The sequence below is a fragment of the Nocardioides guangzhouensis genome, assembly GCF_004519545.1.
Lineage (GTDB): Bacteria > Actinomycetota > Actinomycetes > Propionibacteriales > Nocardioidaceae > Nocardioides > Nocardioides guangzhouensis.
This window is the reverse complement of record NZ_SDKM01000001.1, coordinates 124,348-139,941: the sequence shown is the minus strand read 5'-3', so window position 1 is coordinate 139,941 and position 15,594 is coordinate 124,348. Positions and strand designations below refer to the sequence as shown.

Annotated in this window: 13 protein-coding genes; 11 read left to right on the top strand and 2 right to left on the bottom strand. The window is 73.2% G+C overall.

Annotated features, from left to right (window positions below; translation table 11 throughout):
- Window positions 1–175 precede the first annotated feature (175 nt).
- Window positions 176–2,782, bottom strand: coding sequence for a valine--tRNA ligase (gene valS, locus EKO23_RS00660; RefSeq protein WP_134713031.1), 2,607 nt, complete (start codon window positions 2,780–2,782; stop codon window positions 176–178).
- Between the two features lie 113 nt (window positions 2,783–2,895).
- Between valS and EKO23_RS00655 the strand changes: the two genes are divergently transcribed.
- From EKO23_RS00655 to EKO23_RS00645, 3 genes are all read left to right on the top strand, one after another.
- Window positions 2,896–3,783, top strand: coding sequence for a GNAT family N-acetyltransferase (locus EKO23_RS00655; protein ID WP_134713029.1), 888 nt, complete (start codon window positions 2,896–2,898; stop codon window positions 3,781–3,783).
- A 125-nt stretch (window positions 3,784–3,908) separates the two neighbouring features.
- Complete coding sequence (gene folC, locus EKO23_RS00650; protein WP_134713027.1) at window positions 3,909–5,273, top strand: bifunctional tetrahydrofolate synthase/dihydrofolate synthase; 1,365 nt, start codon at window positions 3,909–3,911, stop codon at window positions 5,271–5,273.
- Entirely contained in the window at window positions 5,270–5,674 is a 405-nt protein-coding gene (locus EKO23_RS00645; RefSeq protein WP_246050828.1) for a DUF4233 domain-containing protein, read from the top strand. Before folC ends, EKO23_RS00645 begins: the two co-directional genes overlap by 4 nt.
- A 1-nt stretch (window position 5,675) precedes the next feature.
- Here EKO23_RS00645 and EKO23_RS00640 read toward each other — a convergent pair whose 3' ends face one another.
- The gene (locus tag EKO23_RS00640) at window positions 5,676–6,680 is read right to left on the bottom strand and encodes a Gfo/Idh/MocA family protein (RefSeq protein ID WP_134713025.1); all 1,005 of its coding nucleotides are present in this window, start codon (window positions 6,678–6,680) and stop codon (window positions 5,676–5,678) included.
- Window positions 6,681–6,712: 32 nt separating this feature from the next.
- Between EKO23_RS00640 and ndk the strand changes: the two genes are divergently transcribed.
- The 8 genes from ndk to EKO23_RS00600 all read left to right on the top strand — a co-directional run bounded on the left by ndk (window position 6,713) and on the right by EKO23_RS00600 (window position 15,574).
- Window positions 6,713–7,120: a nucleoside-diphosphate kinase gene (gene ndk, locus EKO23_RS00635; protein WP_134713023.1), complete on the top strand. Its 408-nt coding sequence runs from the start codon at window positions 6,713–6,715 to the stop codon at window positions 7,118–7,120.
- 60 nt (window positions 7,121–7,180) lie between these two features.
- Window positions 7,181–8,170, top strand: coding sequence for a hypothetical protein (locus EKO23_RS00630; protein ID WP_134713021.1), 990 nt, complete (start codon window positions 7,181–7,183; stop codon window positions 8,168–8,170).
- A 153-nt stretch (window positions 8,171–8,323) separates the two neighbouring features.
- Window positions 8,324–11,101, top strand: a complete 2,778-nt coding sequence (locus EKO23_RS00625) for a PxKF domain-containing protein (protein ID WP_134713019.1) — start codon at window positions 8,324–8,326, stop codon at window positions 11,099–11,101.
- A 120-nt stretch (window positions 11,102–11,221) separates the two neighbouring features.
- On the top strand, window positions 11,222–11,812 hold the full coding sequence (locus tag EKO23_RS00620; RefSeq protein WP_134713017.1) for a hypothetical protein: 591 nt from the start codon (window positions 11,222–11,224) through the stop codon (window positions 11,810–11,812).
- Window positions 11,812–12,108, top strand: a complete 297-nt coding sequence (locus EKO23_RS00615; RefSeq protein ID WP_134713015.1) for a hypothetical protein — start codon at window positions 11,812–11,814, stop codon at window positions 12,106–12,108. Before EKO23_RS00620 ends, EKO23_RS00615 begins: the two co-directional genes overlap by 1 nt.
- Window positions 12,105–13,916, top strand: coding sequence for an alpha/beta hydrolase (locus EKO23_RS00610; protein WP_134713013.1), 1,812 nt, complete (start codon window positions 12,105–12,107; stop codon window positions 13,914–13,916). Before EKO23_RS00615 ends, EKO23_RS00610 begins: the two co-directional genes overlap by 4 nt.
- Window positions 13,913–14,455 carry a hypothetical protein gene (locus EKO23_RS00605; RefSeq protein WP_134713011.1) on the top strand — a complete coding sequence of 181 codons (543 nt, stop codon included), beginning with the start codon at window positions 13,913–13,915 and terminating at the stop codon, window positions 14,453–14,455. Before EKO23_RS00610 ends, EKO23_RS00605 begins: the two co-directional genes overlap by 4 nt.
- Before the next feature lie 90 nt (window positions 14,456–14,545).
- Window positions 14,546–15,574: a rod shape-determining protein gene (locus EKO23_RS00600; RefSeq protein ID WP_134713009.1), complete on the top strand. Its 1,029-nt coding sequence runs from the start codon at window positions 14,546–14,548 to the stop codon at window positions 15,572–15,574.
- Window positions 15,575–15,594 lie beyond the last annotated feature (20 nt).

The window sequence follows — 15,594 nt, the reverse complement described above, 5'->3', positions numbered from 1 at the left end:
TGCGGCTGCAATTGCGGCCTTGTGACAGCGCCGGCCGCCGATTTCTTGTCATACGATCGCAATTGCAGCCGAAGGACAGTCTCGGCACGCCTCCGGCGACGCCGAGAGCACCAGGTCGCCCACCGCGCACTCGACGTACGCCGCTGCGCTGGCGTCGCCCGCCGTGCGTCGTGCGTCAGGCGGTCTCGGCGAGGGTGGCGTCGACCCGCAGCTCCTCGGCGCCCTCGTCCTCGGTCAGCACCAGGTCGCCGCTGATCTTGCAGGCCTGGCGCAGGTCCTGCTCCGCCTTGCGGATGCCGTCGATCATCGCCGCCGTGCCGGTCAGCTCGACCCGGGACAGCTCGGCGCGCATCGAGACCTTGGCCTGCGACTTCGCGCCGCGGATGCCGGTGAGGGCCGCGGCGACCGCGGTCATGATCGAGTCGTTCGACGCGGCGGAGGAGCCGAGGTCGGTGGCCTTCGGCCAGGCAGCCCGGTGCACCGAGCCCTCCTGCCACCACGACCAGACCTCCTCGGTGACGTAGGGGAGGAAGGGCGCGAGCAGCCGGAGCTGGACGTGCAGGGCGAGGGCGAGGGTGGCCTTCGCGGAGGCGGTGGCGATACCGCCGTCCTCGGCGTACGCCCGCTCCTTGACCAGCTCGAGGTAGTCGTCGCAGAACTCCCAGAAGAAGCGCTCGGCGACCTCGAGGGCGGTGGTGTAGTCGTAGGCGTCGAACGCCTCGGTGGCCGCGGTGACGGTGTTCGCGAGCCGCCCCATGAGCGCGCAGTCGACCGGATCGCTGATCGCGGACGGGGTGGGGGCCGTGGCGCCCACGCTGCCGAGGACGAACTTCGACGCGTTGAGGACCTTCATCGCCAGCCGCCGTCCGACCTTCATCTGGGTCTCGTCGAACGGGGAGTCCAGGCCCGGGCGCGCCATCGCGGCGCGCCAGCGGACCGCGTCGGCGCCGTACTTCTCGAGGACGTCCGTCGGGACGACGACGTTGCCCTTCGACTTCGACATCTTCTTGCGGTCGGGGTCGAGGATGAAGCCCGAGACCATGGCGTGCGACCAGGGCGCGACGCCGTTCTCGTAGTGGGCCCGGACCACCCGGGAGAACAGCCAGGTGCGGATGATGTCGTGCGCCTGGGTGCACAGGTCCATCGGGAAGACCCGCTGCCACAGGTCGTCGTCGGTGGTCCAGCCGCCCGCGATGTGCGGGGTCAGCGACGACGTCGCCCAGGTGTCCATCACGTCGGGGTCGGCGAGGAAGCCGCCGGGCTTGCCGCGCTGCGCCTCGTCGTACCCGCGCGGCGCGACCGTGGTGGGATCCAGCGGCAGCTCCGCCTCGGTCGGGAGCAGCGGGTGGTCGTAGTCGGGCTCGCCCTCCTCGTCGAGGGGGTACCAGACCGGGAACGGGATGCCGAAGAAACGCTGGCGGGAGATCAGCCAGTCGCCGTTGAGCCCGGCCACCCAGTTGTCGTAGCGGTGCTTCATGTGCGCCGGGGACCAGGTGATCTCGGCGCCGTGCTCGAGCATCTCGGCCCGCAGCTCCGCGTTGCGGCCGCCGTTGCGGATGTACCACTGACGGGTGGCGACGATCTCGAGGGGCTTGTCGCCCTTCTCGTAGAAGTTGGTCATCCGCTGGGTCGGGGTCGGATCCCCCTCCAGGTCCCCGGACTCGCGGAGCAGGGCGACCATCGCCTCGCGCGCGCTGAACGCGGTCTTGCCCGCGAGCTGCTGGTACGCCGCGTCGGCGGCGGCCAGCCACTCCGGCGTCTCGCGGTGCAGCCGGCCGTCGCGACCGATCACCGTGCGGACCGGCAGGTTCAGCTCGCGCCACCACTGGACGTCGGTGAGGTCACCGAACGTGCAGCACATCGCGATGCCGGCGCCCTTGTCGGGCTCGGCGAGCGGGTGGGGGAGCACGGGGATCTGGACCCCGAACACCGGCGAGGTGACGGTCTGCCCGAACAGGTCGGCGTACCGCTCGTCGTCGGGGTGCGCGATCAGCGCGACCACGGCCGGGATCAGCTCCGGGCGGGTGGTCTCGATGTGGACCGGGCTCCCGTCAGCCCGGTGGAAGGCGACCCGGTGGTAGTGGCCGGCGTAGTCGCGGGCCTCGAGCTCGGCCTGCGCGACCGCGGTCTGGAAGGTGACGTCCCACAGGGTCGGCGCCTCCTGGAGGTACGCCTCGCCGCGAGCGAAGTTGCGCAGGAAGGCGCGCTGGCTCACCGCCTGGGCCTTGGGCCCGATGGTCGTGTAGTGCTCCTTCCAGTCCACCGAGAGGCCGAGCGTGCGCCACAGCTGCTCGAAGACCTCCTCGTCGGCCTGGACGAGCTCCTCGCACAGCTCGACGAAGTTGGGGCGGCTGATCGGGACCTGCCGCTTGGGGTCCGGCTTCTCGGGCGGCGTGAAGCCCTCGTCGTACGGCAGCGACGGGTCGCAGCGGACGCCGTAGTAGTTCTGGACCCGGCGCTCGGTGGGCAGGCCGTTGTCGTCCCAGCCCATCGGGTAGAAGACGGACTTGCCGGTCATCCGCTGGTAGCGCGCGATCAGGTCGGTGTGGGTGTAGGAGAACACGTGCCCGACGTGCAGGCTGCCGCTCACGGTCGGCGGGGGCGTGTCGATGGAGTAGACGTTCTCGCGCGTCTGCGACCGGTCGAAGCGGTAGGTGTCGTCCGACTTCCACGTCTCGACCCAGCGCGACTCGAGACCCTCGAGGGCCGGCTTGTCCGGTACGACGACGGCGCGCTGGGGCGTCGTCTCGGACAGGTCGGTGCGTGTGGGTGTCTCGGTCATGGGCGAAAGCCTACGGAACCTGCAGGTCAGGCCGCGAATCAGATCTGCCCGGAGGTGTCCGTGTCGCCGGCTCCGGAGTGGCGGGCTGACACCCGGGTGTCTAGCCTCCGACCATGGAGCTGGTCCTGACCACCGACGCGGGTGCGTTCCTGCGCGTGGCGGGGGAGCACCTGGCCGCCGACCCGCTGGTCGGGACCGTGGTCGCCACGGTCGCGGAGAAGCGCGCCCGGGACGAGTCCAGCGGCGAACCGAGTCCCGTGGACCGGCCGTTCTGGTTCGGGACGGTGGAGGACCGCGGTGCGGTGGTGGGCGTGGCGATGCGGACCGCGCCGTTCGCGCCGTACCCCCTGTTCGCGCTGCCGATGCCGGACGAGGCGGCGCTGCTGCTGGCCCGCACCCTGCACGAACGCGGCGAGGCCCTGGGCGGAGTCAACGGTGCCCTGCCCGCCGTGCGGCTGATCGCCGACGAGACGGTCCGGCTGGCCGGCGGGGCCGTGGTCGTCGACCAGCACACCCGGCTGTTCGAGCTCCGCGAGCTCGCCCCCCCGGTGCCGCCGCCGGGGCACCTGCGCCTGGTCGAGGAGCACGAGGCGCCGCTGGCGCTCGACTGGTTCCTCGCGTTCCACGACGACGCCGACGAACAGGCCGGCCGGGCGCCAGGGGAGTCCGCCCGGTTCCTGCACTTCGACCTCGACGACATGCTGCGCCGGATCCGGGAACGCCGGGTCTACTTCTGGGACGACGGCGGGCCGGTGCACCTCACCGGCCACAACCTCCCGGCGTACGGCGTGGCGCGCATCGGGCCCGTCTACACCCCGCGCGAGCACCGGGGCCGCGGCTACGCCAGTGCCGGCGTCGCCGAGGTCTCGCTCCGGCTGCGCGACGCCGGCGCCCGGGTGTGCCTGTTCACCGACCAGGCGAACCCGACGTCGAACAAGATCTACGAGGCGATCGGCTACCGCCGGGTCGTCGACATGGCGAACCTCCTGGTCCGGCCCTGAGGCGGGCGCGCGAGGCGCGACTCGACGGTGAGCGAGGCGCGACTCGACGGTGAGGGAGGCGCGACTCGACGGTGAGCGAGGCGCGACTCAACGGGGCGGGCGAGACGCCTAGACTCGGGGGCGCCATGAGTGACCTTCCCCAGCAGGCCCGTCTCGCCGAGACCTACGCCGAGGTCGAGGACGCGCTCCTCTCCCGCTGGCCCGAGACCCGGCTCGAGCCGTCCCTCGACCGGATCCAGGCGTTCGCCGAGCTGCTCGGCGAGCCGCAGCGGGCCTACCCCGTCATCCACCTGACCGGCACCAACGGCAAGACGTCGACCTCGCGGATGATCGACACCCTGCTCCGCGCGCTCAACCTGCGCACCGGCCGGTTCACCAGCCCGCACGTCGAGCGGATGAGCGAGCGGATCTGCATCGACGGCGAGCCGATGGACGACGAGGCGTTCGTGCGCGCGTTCAACGACGTCGCGCCGTACACCCACCTCGTGGACGCCGAGCAGCCGCACCCGCTGTCGTTCTTCGAGACCGTCGTCGGGATGGCGTTCAGCGCGTTCGCCGACGCCCCGGTCGACGCGGCCGTGGTCGAGGTCGGGATGGGCGGGTCGTGGGACGCCACGAACGTCGCCGACGGCAAGGTGGCCGTGGTGCTCCCGATCGCGGTCGACCACGCGCAGTACCTCGGGGACGTCCCCGCCGCCATCGCCCGCGAGAAGGCCGGCATCATCAAGCCCGGCGCGGTCGCGATCCTGGCCCAGCAGACCGCGGACGTCGCCACGATCCTGCTCGACCGGGCGGCCGAGGTCGGTGCCACCGTCGCCCGCGAGGGCCTGGAGTTCGGGGTGGTCTCGCGGACCCCCGCGATCGGCGGCCAGACCGTCAGCCTGCAGGGCCTGCGCGCGAGGTACGACGAGGTCTTCCTGCCGCTCTACGGTGCCCACCAGGCGCAGAACGCCGCGGTCGCGCTGGCCGCGGTGGAGGCGTTCCTCGGAGACCAGCCCCTCGACGACGCCGTCGTGCGGGACGCCTTCGCCGAGGTCACCTCGCCCGGTCGGCTCGAGGTGGTCCGGCGCAGCCCGACGATCCTGCTCGACGCCGCCCACAACCCGCACGGCGCGGAGGCGGTCGCGGTCGCGATCGAGGACTCGTTCCGCTTCTCCCCGCTGGTCGGCGTGATCGGCGTGATGGCCGACAAGGACCACGAGGGCCTGCTGGCGGCGTTCGAGCCGCACCTCGAGCACCTCGTGGTGACCCAGAACTCCACCCCGCGCGCGATGCCGGCTGCCGAGCTGGCCGCGACCGCCCGCGAGGTCTTCGGCGAGGACCGGGTCACCGTCGAGCCGCGGCTCGCGGACGCGATCGACAAGGCGGCGACGATGGCCGAGGCCGGCGAGGCGTTCGGCGACCCGCTCGGATCCGGCGGCGTGCTGGTCACCGGCTCGGTGGTCACGGTCGGCGAGGCCCGGGCGATGCTGCGGCGGGCCGAGCGGTGAGCCACCCCGCCCCCGACCCGCTGGACGCCGAGCGGGGCAAGTCGCCGCGTCGCGGCATGTGCGCCGCGATCCTCACCCTGGAGTCGATCGCGCTCGGCCTGACCACGCCTGTGCTGGTGACGATCTCCGAGGTCGCGCTCGGCACCGCGCTGGCGATCGGCCTCGGCCTGGCGGCGGCCTGCCTGGTCGTCGCCGGCCTGCTCCGCCGCCCTTGGGCGTACGTCGCGGGCTGGGCGATCCAGGTCGCGGCGGTCGCGCTCGGCCTCCTGGTGCCGATGATGTTCGTGCTCGGTGCGATCTTCGCGGTGCTGTGGGGGACCGCCGACCTGCTCGGCCGCAAGATCGAGCGCGAGCGGGCCGAGGCGTTCGCCGCCCACGACGCCCGGCAGTCCGAGGGCTGAGCTACTCGCCCGGGTAGCGGACCCCGACCTGGGCGCGCACCTCGTCGATGGTCCGCAGCACCTCGAGCGTGCCCTGCCAGGTCATCCGCGGGCTCTCGGTCTCGCCCGCCTCGACCCGTCGCGCCACCTCCGCGACCTCGTGGGCGAACCCGTGCTCCTCGACGTAGGCCGCGCGGCGCGGCTCGGCACCCCGGCGGTGCACCGTGAACGAGGTCGGCCGGTAGAACGGCCCCTCGACCGCGACGTACCCCTCCGTCCCGGAGATCGCCGCCACCGTCGGCGTGCGCGCGAGCAGCGTCGTGTGCAGCGTGGCCTGCACGTCACCGGGGTAGTCGAGGACGACCGAGACCTGCGCGTCGACCCCGTCGGCGGTCAGGGACCCGCGTGCGGTGACCTCCTCGGGCGCGCCGAGGAAGTCGTGGGCGAACGAGACCGGGTAGACGCCGAGGTCGAGCATCGCGCCGCCCGCCAGCTCCGGCGCGAACAGCCGCGAGGCCCGGTCGTAGGCGAACCACTGTCCGTGGTCGGCGGTGACGCTGACGATCTCGCCGAGCTCTCCGGAGGCCGCCACCTCGTGCAGCGCGGCGACGTGGGGGAGGTGGCGGGTCCACATGGCCTCCATCACGAACACTCCGGCCTCCCGGGCGGCGGCCAGGACCTCCTCGGCCTCGACGGCGTTCCGGGTGAACGCCTTCTCGACGAGCACGTGCTTGCCGGCGTCGATCGCCAGCAGCGCGTGGTCGCGGTGCTCGGAGTGCGGGGACGCGACGTAGACCGCATCGACGGAGTCGTCGGCGACCAGCCCGGCGTACGAGCCGTGCGCGGTGCCGTCGACACCCTGCGCGACGGCGAACGCCTCGGCCTTGGGCGCGTCGCGCGATCCGACCGCGACGACCGTGGAGCGGGTGCGGGTCCTGACCGCGGCGGTGAAGGTGGCGGCGATGCGTCCGGCGCCGAGGACCCCCCAGCGGAGGGGCGGCGCGTCACGGGGATCGGGGGCGCTCATGGACCTCAAGGTAGCCGGTTAGGCTGCCGCCCATGACCCAGCGAACGCTCGTCCTGATCAAGCCCGACGCCGTCCGGCGCGGCCTCGTCGGCAACGTCCTCGGCCGGTTCGAGTCCAAGGGCCTCACGGTCGTGGCGCTCGAGCAGCGGCTGATCGACGGCGAGCAGGCCGACCGGCACTACGCCGAGCACGTCGAGCGTGACTTCTACCCGCCACTGCGGGCGTTCGTGACCAGCGGCCCGCTGGTGGCCCTGGTGCTCGAGGGCGACGAGGCGATCGAAGTGGTCCGGGCGATCAACGGCGCCACCGACGGCCGCAAGGCCGCGCCCGGCACCATCCGCGGCGACCTGTCCGTCTCCAACCGCGAGAACCTCGTCCACGGCTCCGACTCCCCGGAGTCCGCGGCGCGCGAGATCGCGCTCTGGTTCCCGGACCTCTGAGCGGTTCCTGACACCGTGGCGCGGGGGGCGACGGTACGACGTGGGCGGACGGCGGTCCCGGTGGCCGCCGTCGCCGTCCTGACCGCGGCGCTGATGTCGGGCCTGCTCGCGGCCTGCACCGCCGACGCGGACCGGCCGGCCACGGAGGCGGAGGCCGCGCGTTGCCACGGCGTCCGCTTCGACGAGGTCCGGGGCCGGGCACCGCGGGCGGGTGCGCCCGAGCTGGCCTCCTACCCGGCCGACGGGAGCGTCTGCGCGGCGTACTGGCTGCCACACGTGGACAGATGGTTCGTCCCGCAGGCGCTGGAGGTCGACGGCGCCACGGCGTACGTCGGGGGCTACCGGTGGGCGCGCGCGTACGGCGACCGGCCCTGCCAGGTGGCGGTGCTGGACCTCCGGACCGGGAAGGTGCGTGCGTTCGTGGAGCGGTTCGCGGCCCCGGTGTACCGGCCGACCCCGACGTTCTGCCGGCACGGCGGCGGCCTCGAGGCGACCGCTGAGGGGCTGTGGGTGGTGGAGGCAGAGCGGCTGTGGCTGCTCGACCCCGAGCGGCTCGGCGCGCGGGGCGACCTGGTGCTGCGGGTGTGGCGGCTCGACCGGTCCGTGAAGGGCTCCACGCTGGCGATCGGCGACGGCCGGCTCGCGATCGGCAGCTTCCGGGCCCGCGGTCCGGCCCGCGTCGTCCGGTTCCGGGTGGCGGACGTGCTGGCCGACGGCGTCGACGACCTGCGGCTGCGCGGCGACGCGACCGACGCCCGTGCGGTCGGCAGGCGTCGTGCGCTGCCCCGGCTCCAGGGCCTGACCTGGGCTCGCGGAGGGCTGTGGTCGAGCGTGTCCCGGACCGCCTGCGGAGAGCTGGTCGCCCCCGACGGGCGCCGGCACGCGTTCGTCCCCGGCGGCGAGGACGTCGAGCTCGTGGGTCGGGACATCTGGACGGTCAGCGAGAGCGGCACCCGGCCGTACCTCGACCCGCGGGAGCCGGTGGTCCCGGCGGTGCTCCGCCTGGATCGCGCCGCGGTGATGTCCCGGTCGTCGCGCTGCGCCTCCTGACCCCAGTCGGAAGGAACCAGGCGACATGGTCATTCCGCGTCACTTGCCCCCGGGATGACGGAGATCTGGGGTCGCCGTTTCGTTCTGGCCCTACGGTCCAGAGCACTGGCAGGTGGTCCAATCCACCTTCGAACGTCGACCGTGGGGGTATCGATGTCTCTGTCCGTACGTCGTCTTCTCGGCGGTGCCACCTCGGCCGCAGCAGCGGCGCTGCTGGTCGCCACGAGTCTGTCCGTCGCCCACGCCGACCAGGTGGTGGCCGACGGCGACGGGCTGAACGGCAACACCGCCGCCGTGCGCCTGGGGTCGATCTGTCCGGGCGCCAGCGCCAGTGGCACGGTCGGCTTCGACCTGGTGCGGCAGAGCAGCGGCAACCAGATCTGGGCGAACTCGACCACGGTCAGCATCACGTTGACGGAGTCGACTCCTGCTTCCCCGAACGTGACCGCGACGGCGGCGAGCGCGACCACCCCGGCGAACTGGGTCACCGGCACGTCCGGCAACGCCGACAAGGGCAAGACGGTGCCCGCGACCTCCTCGACCGTGACGGTCGCGGTGCCGGAGGGCGCCGCTCCGGGTGCCCAGAGCACCACGCTGACCTTCACCGGTCGCGGTGCGGGCTACAACGGCGGCGAGGTCGACAGAGCCGTCCCAGTCGAGGTGAGCTGGACGGTCGCCACCACCGGGTGCACGCCGGCCGACAGCACTCCGCCGGACATCAGCTACGTCCTCGACCGGACGCCGTCAGCGTCCGACTGGTACGCCGGCCCGGTCTCCATCGACTGGACCGTGCGGGACCCGGAGTCGCCGGTCACGACCACCGGCTGCGAGGACGCCACCCAGTCCGCCGAGACCGACGGACGCACCTTCAGCTGCTCGGCGCGCAGCGCCGGCGGCCAGGTGGGTCCGGTGAACGTGACGGTCCGCCTCGACTCAACCGCGCCGGTCGTCGAGGCGGTCGTCAGCGGCGACCAGGGCGCCGACGGCTGGTACACCGGCGACGCACTGCTGCACTGGAAGGTGGGGGACGCGCGCTCCGGTCTCGTCGACCCGGCCGCCTGCCCCGACGTCCCGGTCACCACCGACAAGGCCCAGACGTCGTACTCCTGCACGGTGACCGACCGGGCCGGCAACACCACCACGGTCAGCACGACGGTGAAGCGGGACGCCTCCGCCCCCGTGGTCTCCCGCACGGTCACCGGCACCCTCGGACGCAACGGCTGGCACACCTCGCCCGTCGACGTCGACTGGACCGTCACCGAGGGCACGTCGACGCCCGTGGCCCTCGCCGGCTGCGAGGACACGACGGTCGGGGACACCGCCGCCACCACGCTGACCTGCGTCGCCACGAACGCGGCCGGACTGGCCACGACCGGCTTGCCCGTCGAGCTCAAGGTCGACACGGTCGCCCCGGCGGCCACCGCGCGGGTCACCGGGGACGAGGGCGACGACGGCTGGTACGTCGGCCCGGTCACGGTCGACTGGGACGCCACCGACGGCGGCGGCTCGGGGGTCGCCGAGGGCTGCGACCGCATCGTCCAGGCCGACGACACGACCGGCACCGTGCACACCTGCGTGGTCTCCGACGTGGCCGGCAACGCCAGCGAGGGGGCCTCGGTGACGGTGCGCAAGGACGCCACGGCCCCGGTCGTGGACCACGACGTCGATGGCACGCCTGGCGCGAACGGGTGGTACACCTCCGACGTGGACGTCCGGTTCACGCGGAGCGACGCGACCTCGGGCGTCGCGACCACCGTCGGGTGCGACCCCGAGCCGCTGACCTTCGACACCCCGGGCGCGACGTACACCTGCACCGTGACCGACGCCGCGGGCAACGCGGCGACCGACGAGGTCTCGGTCAAGGTGGACCGGACGAAGCCGGAGGTGAGCCACGAGGTGCTCGGCACCCTGGGCGAGGCCGACTGGTACACCTCGGACGTCGCCGCGGTCTTCACCCGCTCCGACGCGATGTCGGGGCTCGCGTCCGACGAGGGCTGCGACCCGACGCCGCTCACCGACGACAGCGCCGGCACGACGTGGTCGTGCCGCGTGGTCGACGCGGCCGGCAACGAGGCCACCGACAGCGTGACCGTCCGGCGTGACGCGACGGCACCCGTCGTGACCCACACCGTGACCGGTACCCCGGGCCGCGACGGCTGGTACGTCTCGGACGTCGACGTGGACTTCTCCGTCTCGGACGCCCTGGCCGGCGTGGCCTCCCGGTCGGGCTGCGACCCCGACCCGCTCCGGTCCGACACCGCGGACATGGTGTTCACCTGTGTGGCCACCGACGCCGCGGGCAACGCCACCCAGGACGCTGTCACCGTGAAGCGCGACGCCACCGGGCCGGAGGTCCGCTGGACCGCCGGGCCGGTGGACGGCGGGGTGTACGACTTCGGCGACCCGCTGCCCGCGACTGCCTGCGAGGCCTCCGACGTGACCTCCGGCGTGACGCCGGACGGGTGCGTGGTGAGCGCTGCCGCGACGGGGGTGGGGGAGCACACCCTCGCCGCGGCCGCGTCGGACCGGGCCGGGAACACGGCTCGGTCCACCCGCCGCTACACCGTCCGCGCCTGGACGATCGACGGCTTCTACAAGCCCGTGAGCTCGGCGAGCAGCGTGGTCAACACCGTCAAGGCGGGCTCGACCGTGCCGCTGAAGTTCAACGTCTACAAGGGTGGCCCGGCCGGCACGCGGATCACGTCCGGCGCCGTCGGTGCGATCACGATGAAGAAGGTGGGCTGCGACTCCGGCGACCTGCCGGACCCCGTCGAGATGATCGCCGACACCGGGAGCACCACCCTGCGGTACGACGGGACCCAGTGGATCCAGAACTGGGCGACCCCCTCGGCCGGCAAGGGGTCCTGCTACCGGGTCACGCTGACCACCGCGGACGGGTCGACGACCTCGGCGACGTTCCTGCTGAAGTAGCCCGGGCCCGGGAGGGGGATCGGCTGTCGGGGGCGGCCGGTCCCTCTTCTGCCGCCGCCTTCCGGGGTGCCTGTGGACGGCGTTGTTTCGCCGCGCGCCTCCGGGGCAACGATGCCCGGCATGGACTTCACGCGCACTCCCGGTCCGATCGGGGACCCGTTCCTCGACGAGGTGCACCGCCGTCACCCCGACGTCGACGTCGTGGTGCTGCCCGAGGAGGCGGGCACCCGCAGCCGTCCGGTCGCGGTGGTCGACGAGGCCACAGCCCGTGCCCTCACCGAGCGCACGGGCGCCGAGGCCACCCGCCTCTGGGAGCTCATGCGGGGCGGCGACGCCGTCGACACCGACGCCCCGTGGGCCCGGCTGACCCGGCGTGGCGCCGGGGTCCGGGTCGCGACCGCCCAGGCGGTCGCTCGCGAGACCCGGGACGGCGCGGCGATGCTGTCCCGGCTCCGGGACGCCCTCCACGGCTGGACCGTGCAGCGGATCCCCGGCCCTGTCGACCGGCTGCTCGCCGAGCGGGCCGGCGCCACCGTCACCGCCTCGCACGCGCCGGCCACCGGGGTGGTCGTCCTCGAGGTCGCCTCGCCGCCGGTCGTGGTCGGCCCGACCGTCGACCCAACCGTCGACCCTGCCGTCGACCCGACCGTCGACCCGGCCGTCGACCCGGCCGTCGACCCGGCCGTCGACCCGGTCGAGGGGGACGGCTGATGGAGCTGGTCCCGGTCACCGTCGGCCTGGCCTCCCGCGCCTGGGACCAGCAGCACATCGACCTCGCCTCCGCCGCGGACCTGGTGGGCGGCGCCACCACCAGCGGCTTCACCGCCGCGGTCGCCGGCCCGGCCGCCCGCTTCATCGGGGACTGGGAGCGGTTCACCGACGCTCTCGGCACCCGATCCGAGGGCCAGGCCGACGGGCTGCGCGAGGTCATCCGCACCTATCTCGACACCGAGGGCGTGGTCGCGAGCCGCTTCCTGCTCCAGGCCTACGTCGAGGAGCGGCGATGAACGACCGGGTCGTGATCCCCGCGAACCCGCCGGAGGCGCCGGAGCTCGACGTCGAGCCGGAGACCATCCGCGGCTTCGCCCGCAGCCTGCGCTCGGCGTCCGCGCAGATCGACGACCTCGGCACCTTCGTGGGCGGCAGCGCGCGCATCGGCGACTGGCAGGGCAGCGACGCCGCGGCGTACCACCAGGACATCGCGCCGATCGGCCACCGTGCCGACGCGATGTCGCTGGCCCTGCGCAGCGTGCACCAGCAGGCCGACGACCACGCCGACGAGATGGATGCGCTCGTCGAGGAGCGCACCGACCTCGAGCAGCGCCGCGGCCACGCGATGCAGTGGATCTCGGGGCTGTGGCAGCGCTCGCGCGACCTCGGCGAGGACGAGGTCCCGGCCCTCGAGGCGGACGCGGCGCGCTGCCAGACCGCGTGCGACACGCTCGCCGACGACGTGGCCGGCTGGCTGCGGCGGGTGCGGGCGTCGGAGCGACGCATGCTTCAGACGTTCTCGCGGGTGGCGACCGTCGAGCAGGTGGAGAAGAAGTACGGCGGCGTCCCCGACCCCGCCGACGAGCCGCTGTCGCGGATGCCCCGCGGTGGCATGCCCGAGGAGGTCAGAGCCTGGTGGGACGGGCTCACCCGCGACGAGCAGCTGGCGATCATCTCCGCCTCCCCGGGGTCCATCGGCAACCTCGACGGCGTCCCCGCCTGGGCCCGTGGCGAGGCCAACGAGACCTCGCTGACCCGCGACGTGGCGGCGTGGGAGATGCTCGAGTTCAACGGCTCGATCACGGACGACGAGCGCGGCTGGCTGGAGAACGCCCGGTCCGCGCAGGACGCCCTGGCCGACACCCGCAGCCGGGTGGACCCGGTCACCGGTGAGCCGCTGGTCTCCCAGCTCTACCTCTACGACCCGGCGGCGTTCGACGGGGACGGGCGGGTGGCGGTCTCGGTGGGCGACCTGGACTCCGCGCAGAACGTCAGCGTCTCGGTCCCGGGCCTGACCACCGAGATGACCAGCATCGGTGGCAACGCCACCAACGTGCGCGACCTCTACGAGGCCTCCCGCAGCATGCACCCCGACCAGACGACCGCAACGCTCGCCTGGATCGGGTACGACGCGCCCAGCGGCCTCGACAGCGGCCGGGTCGGCTTCGAGGGCGCGGCCACCGAGGGCGGCAGCCGCCTCGCGGACACCCTCGACGGGCTGCGGGCCTCCCGCGACGACCCGGCGCACCTGACCGTGATCGGCCACTCCTACGGCTCGACGACGATGGGTCACGGCCTGACCGACCACGACGTCGACGTCGACGAGGCGGTGGCGATCGGCAGCCCGGGCCTCGGCGCGAACGCCGCCGACGTGGGCGACCTCGACGTGCCGGACGGCCACTTCTTCGTGGGCCGCAACTCCGACGACCCGGTGGCCGACCTCGGCGACAAGGGCTGGGTCAACAAGGGGGACGCGCTCGGGGCCGGCCTCGGCCGGGACCCGGCCGAGGACGACTTCGGTGGCCGGCGGTTCCAGGCCGAGGACGTCGCACGCGGCGGCCCGCCGGACTGGTGGGTCGACCCGACCCCCGGCGTCCCCGACACGATCGTCTGGGAGCACAGCAACTCGCTGGACATGCACACCGGCTACTACGACCCCGACACGGAGTCGCTGTGGAACATGAGCCAGGTGGTCACCGGCCACACCGGCGACGAGGACCTGATGCGGGCCGACCACGTCCACGACCCGTGGTACGACGGCCCGCGCGACCCGGAGGCCGACGCCGACATCGAGCGTCCGTCGACACGTCAGCGGGTGCCATGATGGGCCGCGGGTCCGGTCCGGTCGTCCGGCTGGCCGTCGTGCTGGTGGGCGTGATCCTGGGGGTGGTGGCGATGACCGGGTGCCGACCGGGCTCGGGTGAGGAGGAGGCGCAGGAGCAGGGCCTGCGGGACAGCCGGGACCAGACGGTCACGGAGCTCACCGCCGCCCTCGACACGGTCACCGCCGGCCTGCCCGCGCAGCTGCGGTTCAGCCAGGGCAACTACGACACGTGCCGCAGCGACCTCCGGGGTGCCACCGGCTACGCCTACTCCGTCAACGGGCGGCTCGACCTCGCCGTGGCTCCCACCCGGGCCGACCTCACCCGGCTCGCGGGACTGCTGACCCAGGCCGGCTTCGAGGCCGAGGTGGTCGACGAGGCCACCGTGCGCGGCACGAAGGACGACCTCACCCTCCGCCTGTCGCGGCTCGACCAGGAGCCGGCGTACCTCTTCTCCGGGGGCACCGACGAGTGCTTCGGGATCGGCCGCGACCGTGCCGGCGACTACTCCGTCGACAAGGACCCGATCCAGCTCGGCTGACCCCTGTCCGCAGCGTGTCCTCCACGGCTTCGGCGTGCCCGGAACCTACGCTCGTCTCATCTTCCCCACGAGTCACAGAGGTACCCGCGCATGGCGAACAGTCTGATCGGCCGCGACATGGCCGTCGACCTCGGCACCGCCAACACGCTGGTCTACGTCCGCGGCAAGGGTGTGCTGCTCGACGAGCCGTCGGTGGTCGCCCTGAACTCGACCACCAACGAGATCCTCGCCGTGGGGCACGAGGCCAAGCGGATGATCGGCCGCACCCCCGACAACATCACCGCGATCAGGCCGCTCAAGGACGGCGTCATCGCGGACTTCGACGCCACCGAGCAGATGCTGCGCTACTTCATCCAGCAGGTGCACCGGCGGCGCTACTTCGCCAAGCCGCGGCTCGTGGTGTGCGTGCCCAGCGGCATCACCGCCGTCGAGCAGCGCGCGGTCAAGGAGGCCGGCTACCAGGCCGGCGCCCGCCGCGTCTACATCGTCGAGGAGCCGATGGCCGCGGCGATCGGCGCCGGGCTGCCCGTCCACGAGGCCACCGGCAACATGGTCGTCGACGTCGGCGGCGGCACCACCGAGGTCGCGGTGATCTCCCTCGGCGGCATCGTCACCTCGCTCAGCATCCGCACCGCCGGCGACGACCTCGACCAGGCAGTGATCGCCTGGATGAAGAAGGAGTACTCCCTCATGCTCGGCGAGCGCACCGCCGAGGAGATCAAGATGACGCTCGGGTCGGCGTTCCCGCTGACCAGCGAGCCGGAGGCGGAGATCCGCGGCCGCGACATGGTCTCCGGCCTGCCCCGCACGGTCGTGGTGTCCAGTGCCGAGGTGCGCCAGGCCCTCGAGGAGCCACTGCACATGATCGTCGACGCGGTCCGGTCGACCCTCGACCAGACCCCGCCCGAGCTGGCCGGCGACATCATGGACCGCGGCATCGTGCTCACCGGTGGCGGCGCGCTGCTGCGCGGCCTCGACGAGAGGATCCGCCACGAGACCGGCATGCCCGTGCACGTCGCCGAGGACCCGCTGACCTCGGTCGCGCTCGGCTCAGGCAAGTGCGTCGAGGAGTTCGAGGCCCTCCAGCAGGTGCTGGTCTCGGAGCCGAGGCGCTTCTGATGGACCAGAGCCTGGGGACG

Bases quoted from the DNA above. Each gene is read 5' to 3' on its own strand.
- valS (WP_134713031.1), bottom strand. From the start codon at position 2,782: ATGACCGAGACACCCACACGCACCGACCTGTCCGAGACGACGCCCCAG.
- EKO23_RS00655 (WP_134713029.1), top strand. From the start codon at position 2,896: ATGGAGCTGGTCCTGACCACCGACGCGGGTGCGTTCCTGCGCGTGGCG.
- folC (WP_134713027.1), top strand. From the start codon at position 3,909: ATGAGTGACCTTCCCCAGCAGGCCCGTCTCGCCGAGACCTACGCCGAG.
- EKO23_RS00640 (WP_134713025.1), bottom strand. From the start codon at position 6,680: ATGAGCGCCCCCGATCCCCGTGACGCGCCGCCCCTCCGCTGGGGGGTC.
- ndk (WP_134713023.1), top strand. From the start codon at position 6,713: ATGACCCAGCGAACGCTCGTCCTGATCAAGCCCGACGCCGTCCGGCGC.
- EKO23_RS00625 (WP_134713019.1), top strand. From the start codon at position 8,324: ATGTCTCTGTCCGTACGTCGTCTTCTCGGCGGTGCCACCTCGGCCGCA.
- EKO23_RS00620 (WP_134713017.1), top strand. From the start codon at position 11,222: ATGGACTTCACGCGCACTCCCGGTCCGATCGGGGACCCGTTCCTCGAC.
- EKO23_RS00615 (WP_134713015.1), top strand. From the start codon at position 11,812: ATGGAGCTGGTCCCGGTCACCGTCGGCCTGGCCTCCCGCGCCTGGGAC.
- EKO23_RS00610 (WP_134713013.1), top strand. From the start codon at position 12,105: ATGAACGACCGGGTCGTGATCCCCGCGAACCCGCCGGAGGCGCCGGAG.
- EKO23_RS00605 (WP_134713011.1), top strand. From the start codon at position 13,913: ATGATGGGCCGCGGGTCCGGTCCGGTCGTCCGGCTGGCCGTCGTGCTG.
- EKO23_RS00600 (WP_134713009.1), top strand. From the start codon at position 14,546: ATGGCGAACAGTCTGATCGGCCGCGACATGGCCGTCGACCTCGGCACC.